The following is a 10,543-nucleotide window of genomic DNA, read 5'->3' as shown; positions in this document are numbered from 1 at the left end:
ATGTAGACTACATGGTTGATAGGTCAAGAGTGTAAGTGCAGTAATGTATTAAGCTGATTGATACTAATAGGTCGAGGGTTTGACCCAAAGAAACAGGTATTCAAGAGTAGATAGTCTTAAAAAATCTATGAGTTAGTTTCAAATCTTCTTATTACTTCGATACATTATTTAATTCTCAATGAGTAGATCTCAAAAGAATTAGTTAAAAAGTTAAAATCTGTAAATTTTCTGGTGGAAATGACGAGATGGATACACCCGTTCCCATACCGAACACGGCAGTTAAGCATCTCAGTGCTGATAATACTTGGCTGGCAACGGCCCGGGAAAGTAAGTCTCTGCCAGATTTATATGAAAGTCTTGAGGATAATACACTCAAGGCTTTCTTTGTCTGCAAAGAAAGCTGCACAAAAGAAATATGCCCCAAGACTTTGGGACTGCAAGCAGAAGCGTCTGAGGCCTTGTAGAGGGATATTTAATTAAAGATGTGCTTGGATATTCTATCAATACTTTGGCTTGATAAAACGCCTATGCAGGCAATAGCATCGTCTTCAGCAACCTCATCCGAAACATTTAAATATTTGGTGAAGAAGGTATATAAGATTACATATTCCGTATATAAGGAATTTGCTTTTCTTATTCCTTCGGGAGTCAGATGTACTTGACCATAGTGCTGCTTTTCAATCAATCCGATTTCCGCAAAATATTTCAGTATTTTAAAAACACTATACTTTGTGACAGACAGAGTATTGGCTATGTCTACCGACTTAACAGGTCCACCGCCATTGCTTAATTTATATACACAAATTAAATATTTAATTTTAGAATTAGACAGCATAGACATCTCCTTGATCCATGATAATAGGTTAGCATAAGCTAACTATATATTGGCATACTATATGAAGATAGTCAACTGATATTAAATAAGAATTAATTAAAAATGCTTGCAATAATAAATAAGACCTGGCATGCAATCTGCCAGATCTTTAAGTGTTATTTCCGCTTGCTAATCCTTAATTATTGTATTTTGACGGATTCTTTCAAACGTTTCTTCGCTTATGACATGCTCGATCCTGCAGGCATCCTGTGTAGCCACATCGGGAGAAACGCCGAGTGAAATTAAATAAGTGGACAATATCTGGTGACGCTCATACATTGTTGTTGCAATATTGTATCCTTTATCAGTAAGGGTTATATGACCTGTTGATTCATCTATTATAATATATTCTGCATTTTTTAGTATAGTCATTGCGCGGCTTATACTGGGTTTTGAATAACCTAGTTCATTTGCAATATCAATTGAACGTACATTCCCATTTTTATTTTTAAGAACAAGTATTGTCTCCAAATAATTTTCACCGGATTCTTGTAACTTAATCATAATTAACCTCCTAAGCCATGTTGTGACTTTGAGCCGCACAGCGTCTGAAAAATATAATTGAATCAATCAATTAAACCATTTGGCCAGCGGCATCAAAAAATTAAATAATTAATTATTTTAATCATATAATTATAGCATATGTAAGCTTTTTATCAAGGTGTATGGATAATAATGCAAATTTGCAATATTTAACATATATAAAAAAACATAAGAAAAATCGTTAAATATATATTAAATATATTGACAAACATAGTTAGCAGTAGTAAACTTCTTATAGAGGTTAGTTAGGGCTAACCAAATTATTTGAAGAAGGGTTAGCAGATACTAACCTTTGAAGGAGTGATTTTATGCCTTTAACAATGGCTTCTCAAGGCGAGATTAATTCTATAAAATCAATTCGGGGTAAGGATGAGACCAAAAGATTCCTGGAGAATCTCGGTTTTGTCATAGGTTCAAAGGTTACCGTCATCTCAGAAATAGGCGGTAATATGATAGTTAATGTAAAGGATGCCCGTGTAGCAATAGATAAAGGTATGGCCAGCAGGATCATTGTTTAACATCGTATACTTTAAATGTTCACACAAAAAATTTTATATAGAAGAGAGGAAACACAATGAGAACACTCAAAACCATAAACTGTGGTGAAACTGTTACAGTTGTGAAGCTTAGCGGAGAAGGTGCGATTAAGCGCAGAATAATGGATATGGGTATCACCAAGGGTACTTCCATCTATGTACGCAAGGTTGCTCCGTTGGGAGATCCGGTGGAGGTCACAGTCAGAGGATATGAATTGTCACTGAGAAAAGCAGACGCCGAAATGATATTGGTGGACTAAGCAGAGTATAAAAAGCTCTGCATATTTTAAAGTTACGAGTTAGCATAGTCTAACTTTCGGAAAATAGGAGGAAGGAACAATGGCTATTAAAATTGCACTTGCCGGAAATCCAAACTGCGGTAAGACGACAATGTTTAATGAATTAACAGGAAGCTCTCAATATGTTGGAAACTGGCCTGGTGTTACTGTAGAGAAAAAAGAGGGAAAGCTTAAAGGTCACAGGGATGTTATTATAATGGACCTTCCCGGTATTTATTCCCTATCGCCCTACACTCTTGAAGAGGTAGTGACACGTAATTATCTCTTAAATGATAGACCTGACGTAATCATCAACCTGGTTGACGCATCAAATATAGAAAGAAACCTGTATCTTACTACACAGCTGGTGGAAATCGGCATACCGGTAGTAATAGCATTGAATATGATCGACATTGTGCGAAAAAATGGCGATAAGATAAATTTGGAGAAGCTCAGCAAAGAGCTAGGCTGTGAGGTTTATGAAACATCTGCCTTAAAAGGTTCAGGTTTAAAAGAAGTAACTGACAAAGCAATAGCTCTTGCTAAAAGTAAAGCAAAAACAATTCCGCAGCATACTTTTGACAATGTGGTTGAGAACGGCCTGGCCCAGATAGAGGTTGCAGTTGACAGTATAATAAGCAACAAAGAACAGTCAAGATGGTACGCCATCAAGATTTTTGAAAGAGACGAAAAGGTTCTGGAGCAGTTAACAATTGATTCATCTATAAAGCAGAAGGTAGAAGAAATAATTGTGGCCTGTGAAGCCGATATGGATGACGACAGTGAAAGTATAATTACAAACGAACGGTATATATACATTGGGAAGATTATTAAGAAGTGCCTTAATAAAAAACAAGTAGGAATGACTACCTCTGACAAGATAGACAGGATTGTAACGAACAGATGGCTGGCATTGCCTATTTTTGTAGTTGTTATGTTTATAGTATACTTTGTTTCGGTGTCATGGCTGGGAACCATTGTCACGGATTGGACGAACGATACCTTGTTCGGTGCCTGGATACAGCCTGCAGTCGGAGATTTTCTGGCTAACGTAGGTGCCGCCGAATGGTTACAGAGTCTGGTCGTTGATGGTATTATAGGTGGTGTTGGAGCAGTTCTGGGATTTGTACCACAGATGATGATCCTGTTCTTTTTCCTCTCCATTCTTGAGGACTGTGGATATATGGCCCGTGTAGCTTTTATAATGGATAGAATTTTCCGTAAGTTCGGGCTTTCGGGAAAATCATTTATACCGATGTTGATTGCATCAGGCTGCGGTGTTCCGGGTGTTATGGCATCCAGGACAATTGAACAGGATAAGGACAGGAAGATGACCATTATGACCACAACCTTTATCCCGTGCGGTGCAAAACTTCCTATAATAGCATTGATTGCAGGAGCCATGTTTGCGGAGAAATCCTGGTGGGTAGCGCCGTCGGCATATTTCCTGGGTATTGCAATGGTTCTGTTCTCAGGTATAGTTCTTAAAAAGACAAGGTTGTTTTTGGGCGATCCGGCTCCGTTTGTTATGGAACTTCCGCAATATCATGTTCCTGGTGCTAAAGGCGTTCTGATTCACATGTGGGAACGTGGAAAGGCATTTATTATAAAAGCCGGTACAATTATATTTGTGGCTTGCGGAGTCATATGGTTTTTATCAAGCTTCGGATGGAATTTGCAAATGGCCGAAGAAGGAGACAGTATTCTTGCTTCCATAGGCAATGTCATTGCTCCCATATTCGCACCGTTGGGCTTTGGAAACTGGAAAGCAGCAGTTGCAACAGTGACCGGTCTTGTAGCCAAAGAAAATGTTGTAGGTACATTTGGAGTATTATTTGGAATTTCGGAAGCAGCAGAGGATGATCCTGCACTGCTGGCACAGGTTGCATCAATGTTTACAGTAATCAGCGCATATGCTTTTATGGCCTTTAATCTATTGTGTGCTCCATGCTTTGCGGCCATCGGTGCAATTAAGCGTGAAATGGGCGGATGGAAATGGACACTTATTGCTGTTGGATATCAGACGGTTCTTGCGTATGCAGTAGCACTCATAATTTTCCAGCTGGGCGGTCTTGTAACCGGTGCTGTTTCATTCGGCCCAGGTACGATAGCGGCTTTGTTGGTTCTGGGATTCATGCTCTGGATGTTATTCCGCCCCTACAAGCCGGTGAAGAAAGAAAAAGTTTTATCCGCAGGCGGACAGGTAAATGTTTAATTGGTTAATAAAATTCCTGTTAAGTAAGGAGGAACCACTATGATACAATTTTTAAAGGACAATTTAGCGACAATAATAATAGCTGCAATAGTAATCGGATTAATGGTTTGGGTTGTGATCCACAGGATCAGGAAGAGACAAAGAGGAGAAATCACTTGCGGCTGCGGGTGTTCAGGTTGTTCTGAAGCAAGCGATTGCCATAAGTAAGTAGGAAAGAGGGCTAAAGGCCCTCTTTTTTTAGTTTTCACCCAAACAGCACAATTGAATAAATATAGAATAAAGATGATATAGAATACTGCTATTTTATTAAGTAAATAAGGGCTCTTTTGCAATAAAAGCATTTACAAAGCAATTCATAAGTATTAAAATAAATGCAGTATTTTAACTTTTTACAGGTTAATCACAGGATATATTGTTGAAAAATTAACAAGACATTGAGGTAGCAATTAATGGATAAACAAACGATGATTAGCAATATAAATAAAATGAAGAAGGAACAGAATGCGGTTATTGTTGCTCACAGCTATCAGGTTGACGACGTGCAGGAGACAGCCGATATTGTAGGAGATTCATTTGCTTTAAGCCAATATTGTGCATCAAGTACTGCCGATACCATTGTTTTCTGCGGAGTACATTTTATGGCCGAGAGCGCAAAAATTCTATCTCCCCGGAAAACAGTCCTGCTTCCGGAAATTAATGCAGGCTGTCCTATGGCAGATATGGTTACTGCAGAGTCATTGCGGGAGGCCAAGAAAAAATATCCCGAGGCCGCTGTAGTCTGTTATATAAATTCAAGTGCCGAGGTTAAGGCGGAATGCGACATCTGCTGTACATCCTCCAATGCGCTGTCGGTCATCAGATCAATAGATAAAAAAGATATTCTTTTTGTTCCCGACAAGAATTTAGGAAGCTATGTTGCCAAAATGTGCCCTGAGAAAAATATTATTTTCTGGGAAGGATATTGTATTACACATCATAAAATCAAATCACATGAGGTTCTTGCGTCCAAAGAGCTGCATCCTGATGCGCTGCTGCTGGTCCATCCGGAATGTCAGCCGGAGATTCAGGAGCTGGCTGACTTTGTGGGCAGCACCAAACAAATTATTGATTATGCTAAAAACTCTGATCATGATAAATTTATAATAGGAACCGAGATGGGTGTTTTATATCAGCTTAAAAAAGACAGTCCCCATAAGACTTTCTATATGATGTCGACTGGTCTCATATGCCCTAATATGAAAAAGACTTCTCTTCAGAGTGTTCATGACGCGTTAGCGTTCAAGAAGTACGAAATAAATCTGGAGAAAGATATTATTGAACGTGCATCACACTCACTTACAAGGATGTTAGAGGTGGCTAAATAGGTGCATGCGGGGTCTTTGGGAGGGAATATATGGAAGATGAAGGCAGAAGGGCGAGTATAGAAATTGTTGAAAAAGATGTTATTATTGTTGGAAGCGGTATTGCCGGGGTTTACACAGCATTGGAGATACCCGGCGATAAATCGATAGGGATAATAACCAAAGAAACACTTGACATAAGTAATTCAGTGCTGGCGCAGGGAGGGATAGCCGTATCCCTCGACGAACAGAATGATTCACCCCAGTTACACTTCAAGGACACTCTTTTTGCGGGAGCAGGCCTTTGCAATGATGACAGTGTATGGGTTTTGGTTGAGGAAGCTGCCGACAATATAAAAAAGCTCTGCAGTCTAGGAGTTAACTTTGATAAAAGCGGCCAGCAATTGTCTCTTACCCGTGAAGGGGCTCACAGTGTGAACAGGATTATTCATTCGGGGGATACTACCGGAAAGGAAGTCTGTGACAAGCTCATTGAGGAAGCCCGGAAAAGAAGCAATATTTCTATATTTGAAAGACATTTTGCCGTGGATCTCGTTGTTAGAAATGGTGAATGCAAAGGTGTTATTGTATACGATGAAATAGCTGAAAAAATGAAATTTTTCAGTGCCGGACATACTGTAATTGCCACAGGAGGCTTTGGTCAGATTTACTCTCATACGACAAATCCAGAGGTTGCAACCGGAGACGGTATCGGAATGTGCCTTAGAGTGGGAGCTGAAGCCATGGATATGGAGTTTGTCCAGTTTCACCCTACTGTTCTTTATCACCCTAAGGATAAAAGCTTCCTGATTTCAGAAGCGGTGCGCGGTGAAGGTGCCATGCTCAGAAATGCCGGGGGCGAGCGCTTTATGCAGAAATATCACCAGCTTGGAGAGCTGGCCCCGAGAGATGTTGTATCCAGGGCTATATTCCAGGAGATGTCCCTTTCAGGATCAAAAAACGTTTTTCTGGATATTACTTTTAAAGAGAGGGAGTACCTTGAAAGTAGGTTTCCCAACATATTCAAGACCTGCATGGATTATGGCATCGATATATCCAGAGATTATATTCCGGTTGCTCCGGCAGAGCATTATTGCATGGGGGGCATCAGAACAGATGTGGACGGGCAGACTAACATAGCAGGGTTATACGCCTGCGGTGAAGTAGCCTGTACGGGTATTCACGGGGCAAACAGGCTGGCCAGCAATTCCCTGCTTGAAGGGCTGGTATTCGGCCGGAAGATCGCCGCAAAAATTTCTGAAGGGGTTAACACTTCAATTCAGGAAGAGGAAGAGGTTCAGATGGAGTTCTCTCTTAATACCCAAAACGATAAAGTATTAAAGGCTATGAAGGAAGAGATTCAGCATACCATGACTAAGTATGTCGGCATCATCAGGAATGAGCGGGGGCTTGAAGCCGCAAAAAACACAATTAATGGAATATATAGCCGGTATAGTGACTTAACAGGCTTCAGTCTTGTTAAACTTGAGGTAGCAAATATGTTAACTGTCGCAAATCTTGTAATTGAAGCGGCGCTTGAAAGAAAAGAGAGCAGGGGAGCTCATTTCAGATCGGATTTCGACAGGACGGATGATCTCAACTGGAAGAGAAATATAGTAAGGGTTTTGCCGGATAAATCAATTTTTGAGCTATAATGAACTTTTATCACAGAATACATTACGGAGGTTGTTATGAAGCTTGATAAATATTATTTGCACGACACTGTTATGAATGCCTTAAAAGAGGATATGCCGTTAGGAGATATCACTACCGATAATATAATCAGCGAGGGAGATGTTTCAAACGCAGAATTTCTTGCAAAACAGGATGCGGTCATAGCAGGGCTTGAGGTTGCCCGGCATGTTTTTGAAGTCCTTGACAGCAGGGTCAGCTTTACTGCATTGATCAAGGACGGTGACAGCGTCAAAAAAGGAGATATCATCGCAAGAATAAGCGGGCCTGCAAGGGCTTTGCTTAAGGGTGAAAGGACAGCACTGAACTTTTTGCAGCGGCTTTCAGCTATTGCAACAATGACCAGCAGGTATGCCATGAAGGTCAAGGATTTACCTGTCAAAATAACTGATACCAGAAAAACAACTCCTGGGCTGAGGCTTTTGGAGAAATACGCCGTAAATGCCGGCGGAGGGTCAAATCACAGGTTTTCACTGTCGGATGGTGTATTGATCAAGGATAATCATATAGCGGCAGCAGGCGGAATAACCAATGCAGTTAACCGGGTAAGGGCCAGCATACCCCACACCGTTAAAATAGAGGTCGAGGTGGAATCGCTGGAAGAAGTACAGGAGGCTCTTGACTGCAAAGCAGACATTATCATGCTTGACAACATGTCAAATGAAAAAATGGCAGAAGCTGTTGCTCTAATTAATAAGAGAGCGCTGGTGGAGGCATCGGGCAATATGACTGAGGAAACAATATATGATGTTGCCAGGACAGGGGTTGATATTATTTCGGTGGGGAAACTTACCCACTCTGCCAACTCGGTTGATATCAGTATGAATATAGAATAAAAACGGCCTTTTTTGTTGTAAATGAAAACTGTGGATAATTATTTAAATTATCCACAGTTTTTTCAAGTTATTCACATATGAGTTTTACTGAATCTGTGAAGACCACGAATACCAATGGTTTGACTGTTGTTGAATAAAACAGGGTTATCCACACATTGCTCAAAAAATGTGAATAAATAGCTTTCGTTTTTGGATTCAATTGGTAACTGTGTGCATTCTACAAAATATTGTTGCATAAAAGATTCAATACCTGCATATATAGTGGTTTGTAAAAATTATGGCAAAAAAAACATGTGTATAATGTGGATAGCGTGAAAACAATTACCTTCTATATTTTTTATGTAAGGTGACAAAATATCAATGTACGCTAAAATAAATCAAAGGCATAAAAGCGTATTATTTTGAGTGAGAAACAAGGTTTCTTTTGATGAAATTTAATACGCAGTAAAAATGCCTTAAAAAGGAGGCACTAACTATGAGTAGACATAAGAGTATCATGTCAGAAGCCCTTAAAGAGGAAATTGCCAAGGAACTTGGAGTCTACAACAAAGTTTCAGCTGAGGGCTGGGGATCAGTTTCTTCGAGAGATTGCGGAAGTATGGTTAAGAAGGCAATTGAAATGGCTGAAAGAAGTGTCAACCATTAATGGGTTAGTTTAGCGTCATTTAGGGGCTGGCAGCGGATTATGTCTGACTGCCTCCCCATTACATAGTCTTTCCTGTAACTCAATCAGTTGATTTTCAAGGTAAATTCATTTATTATTAAATGAAGAGATGATTACGGGAGGGAAAGCTTTGAAAAACGCATTGTTTGTATACAATCCCATATCGGGCGGCCGCAAGGTTCCAAACGAGCTGGATTACATACTGAGTACTTTTCAAAAGAAAGGTATTCTTGTTCAGCCGTACAGACTTATAGATGCCAACAATGAATATCTCGTAAGTGCCCTGAAGTCAGGAATTTATGATTTTGTAATTGCCTCGGGCGGTGATGGCACTATAAATTTTGTTGCAAACATCCTTCTGGACAACGATATCAAAATGCCTATCGGTGTAATTCCTTCAGGAACCTGTAATGATTTTGCCAAGTGCCTGGGAATCAACTCCCTGCATGAAAGCCTGAACATTATCCTGCAGGGCAGGACTCTCATGTGCGATGTGGGGCATATCAACAATTCACATTATTTTTTGAGTACTTTTGCAGGCGGAAATTTTGTAGATGTATCCTTCAGTACAAACAGTGAACTTAAGAAAAATTTCGGACCTTTTGCATATTATCTCAAGGGTTTGTCCGAAGTTGCAAATATAAAGAGCTTTGACTTGAAAGTTACGGCTGATGAGCATATTATAGAAGGTAAATTCATATTGTTTTTAATTGTTAACGGAAAACAGGCTGCCGGCTTTCCAAACCTGTTGAATGATGCCGATTTTACCGACGGCTATATGGATATCATACTTGTAAAGAAATGTTCGAATATAAATCTGGCCAGCATTTTCTTCAAGGTCCTCAGCAAGGAATCGGTCAATGACAAAAATGTTATCATACTCAAGGCAAAAAAGTGTGAGCTGACAAGCAGGTCGCCCATTGCCCTTAACCGTTGATGGAGAAAAATCAGAGCTTTTTCCGGCGGCTATAGAATTTAAACATAAGCTTCTGGAGGTTTTTGTACCGCAGAATATATATGACCTTAATCAATAAAAATAAGATTTGCCATACAAAAAATATTGGAAATTCTCTTTGTGTATATATAATAAAACCGGTATCATGGTATAAAATCCAGGATACCGGTTTTAAAGTCAATACATCTGATGCTTATTGTCCTCATAGGCAACAAGCAGTTGGTTCCGGCCGTTTACAAGAGTTTTCTTTACATAATAGCCATTCTTTGATAATACATCATAGATTTCGTCGGCCTGATGAAAGTAGTTGTTGCCCACGTCCAGAATGAGAGTTTCTCCTGGCTTAAGTCTGTTCTGTACCACTTCAAGTGTATTTTTGTCATTCAAGCTTTCGAAATTTATTATGTTATTTTGAAGCTCCATATCACCGCACCTCTTCATAAGTAATTATTTTAAAATACCGAATTTAATATGCTTTGCAGCAATTATAAGTTTTACCGTTTGAAGTTTATTATTTGCACAAGTCTCTAAAATTATTTGATAGTAAAAATTTTAATAATGTATTGTATAATTTTTTCATTTAATGGCTAATATAATATTGACCTCACAA

The 10,543-nt window shown here is 39.4% G+C and carries 12 protein-coding genes and 2 rRNA genes; 11 read left to right on the top strand and 3 right to left on the bottom strand.

Going from position 1 to position 10,543, the window contains the following annotated elements; all coding sequences use genetic code 11:
• Together T344_RS0110765 and rrf are read left to right on the top strand one after the other, a co-directional pair.
• A 23S ribosomal RNA gene (locus T344_RS0110765) occupies positions 1-87 on the top strand; the annotation flags it as partial.
• A 140-nt stretch (positions 88-227) separates the two neighbouring features.
• A 5S ribosomal RNA gene (gene rrf / locus T344_RS0110760) occupies positions 228-344 on the top strand.
• Between the two features lie 128 nt (positions 345-472).
• Here the strand turns inward: rrf and T344_RS0110750 are convergent.
• Together T344_RS0110750 and T344_RS0110745 are read right to left on the bottom strand one after the other, a co-directional pair.
• Positions 473-835, bottom strand: a complete 363-nt coding sequence (locus tag T344_RS0110750) for a metal-dependent transcriptional regulator (RefSeq protein ID WP_027628712.1) — start codon at positions 833-835, stop codon at positions 473-475.
• Between the two features lie 168 nt (positions 836-1,003).
• Complete coding sequence (locus T344_RS0110745) at positions 1,004-1,378, bottom strand: metal-dependent transcriptional regulator (protein WP_084331196.1); 375 nt, start codon at positions 1,376-1,378, stop codon at positions 1,004-1,006.
• A gap of 347 nt (positions 1,379-1,725) precedes the next feature.
• On the opposite strand from T344_RS0110745, the gene T344_RS0110740 reads away from it, so the two are divergent.
• The 9 genes from T344_RS0110740 (at position 1,726) to T344_RS28005 (ending at position 9,915) form a co-directional block, all read left to right on the top strand.
• Positions 1,726-1,935 (top strand): FeoA family protein, encoded by a 210-nt coding sequence (locus tag T344_RS0110740; protein WP_004629427.1) that lies wholly within the window; start codon positions 1,726-1,728, stop codon positions 1,933-1,935.
• A 56-nt stretch (positions 1,936-1,991) separates the two neighbouring features.
• Complete coding sequence (locus T344_RS0110735; protein ID WP_004629302.1) at positions 1,992-2,213, top strand: FeoA family protein; 222 nt, start codon at positions 1,992-1,994, stop codon at positions 2,211-2,213.
• 79 nt (positions 2,214-2,292) lie between these two features.
• Positions 2,293-4,446 carry a ferrous iron transport protein B gene (gene feoB, locus T344_RS0110730; protein WP_027628710.1) on the top strand — a complete coding sequence of 718 codons (2,154 nt, stop codon included), beginning with the start codon at positions 2,293-2,295 and terminating at the stop codon, positions 4,444-4,446.
• Between the two features lie 39 nt (positions 4,447-4,485).
• Positions 4,486-4,653 carry a FeoB-associated Cys-rich membrane protein gene (locus T344_RS30340; protein WP_004629330.1) on the top strand — a complete coding sequence of 56 codons (168 nt, stop codon included), beginning with the start codon at positions 4,486-4,488 and terminating at the stop codon, positions 4,651-4,653.
• 242 nt (positions 4,654-4,895) lie between these two features.
• Positions 4,896-5,810, top strand: a complete 915-nt coding sequence (gene nadA / locus T344_RS0110720; RefSeq protein ID WP_027628709.1) for a quinolinate synthase NadA — start codon at positions 4,896-4,898, stop codon at positions 5,808-5,810.
• A 29-nt stretch (positions 5,811-5,839) separates the two neighbouring features.
• Positions 5,840-7,441, top strand: coding sequence for an L-aspartate oxidase (nadB, locus tag T344_RS0110715; protein ID WP_027628708.1), 1,602 nt, complete (start codon positions 5,840-5,842; stop codon positions 7,439-7,441).
• A gap of 36 nt (positions 7,442-7,477) precedes the next feature.
• A complete protein-coding gene (gene nadC / locus T344_RS0110710; protein ID WP_027628707.1) occupies positions 7,478-8,314 on the top strand; it encodes a carboxylating nicotinate-nucleotide diphosphorylase in 837 nt (278 codons plus the stop codon).
• Positions 8,315-8,789: 475 nt separating this feature from the next.
• Positions 8,790-8,960: a small, acid-soluble spore protein, alpha/beta type gene (locus T344_RS0110705; RefSeq protein WP_027628706.1), complete on the top strand. Its 171-nt coding sequence runs from the start codon at positions 8,790-8,792 to the stop codon at positions 8,958-8,960.
• Between the two features lie 148 nt (positions 8,961-9,108).
• Entirely contained in the window at positions 9,109-9,915 is an 807-nt protein-coding gene (locus T344_RS28005) for a YegS/Rv2252/BmrU family lipid kinase (RefSeq protein WP_242842057.1), read from the top strand.
• 195 nt (positions 9,916-10,110) lie between these two features.
• Here the strand turns inward: T344_RS28005 and T344_RS0110695 are convergent, their stop codons facing one another.
• Positions 10,111-10,356 carry a hypothetical protein gene (locus T344_RS0110695; RefSeq protein ID WP_027628705.1) on the bottom strand — a complete coding sequence of 82 codons (246 nt, stop codon included), beginning with the start codon at positions 10,354-10,356 and terminating at the stop codon, positions 10,111-10,113.
• Between the last annotated feature and the right edge of the window lie 187 nt (positions 10,357-10,543).

The organism is Ruminiclostridium cellobioparum DSM 1351 = ATCC 15832 (genome assembly GCF_000621505.1).
Classification (GTDB): Bacteria; Bacillota; Clostridia; order Acetivibrionales; family DSM-1351; genus Ruminiclostridium; species Ruminiclostridium cellobioparum.
This window is presented reverse-complemented; position numbering and strand designations above follow the sequence as displayed.

Bases quoted from the DNA above. Each gene is read 5' to 3' on its own strand.
- T344_RS0110750 (WP_027628712.1), bottom strand. From the start codon at position 835: ATGCTGTCTAATTCTAAAATTAAATATTTAATTTGTGTATATAAATTA.
- T344_RS0110745 (WP_084331196.1), bottom strand. From the start codon at position 1,378: ATGATTAAGTTACAAGAATCCGGTGAAAATTATTTGGAGACAATACTT.
- T344_RS0110740 (WP_004629427.1), top strand. From the start codon at position 1,726: ATGCCTTTAACAATGGCTTCTCAAGGCGAGATTAATTCTATAAAATCA.
- T344_RS0110735 (WP_004629302.1), top strand. From the start codon at position 1,992: ATGAGAACACTCAAAACCATAAACTGTGGTGAAACTGTTACAGTTGTG.
- feoB (WP_027628710.1), top strand. From the start codon at position 2,293: ATGGCTATTAAAATTGCACTTGCCGGAAATCCAAACTGCGGTAAGACG.
- T344_RS30340 (WP_004629330.1), top strand. From the start codon at position 4,486: ATGATACAATTTTTAAAGGACAATTTAGCGACAATAATAATAGCTGCA.
- nadA (WP_027628709.1), top strand. From the start codon at position 4,896: ATGGATAAACAAACGATGATTAGCAATATAAATAAAATGAAGAAGGAA.
- nadB (WP_027628708.1), top strand. From the start codon at position 5,840: ATGGAAGATGAAGGCAGAAGGGCGAGTATAGAAATTGTTGAAAAAGAT.
- nadC (WP_027628707.1), top strand. From the start codon at position 7,478: ATGAAGCTTGATAAATATTATTTGCACGACACTGTTATGAATGCCTTA.
- T344_RS0110705 (WP_027628706.1), top strand. From the start codon at position 8,790: ATGAGTAGACATAAGAGTATCATGTCAGAAGCCCTTAAAGAGGAAATT.
- T344_RS0110695 (WP_027628705.1), bottom strand. From the start codon at position 10,356: ATGGAGCTTCAAAATAACATAATAAATTTCGAAAGCTTGAATGACAAA.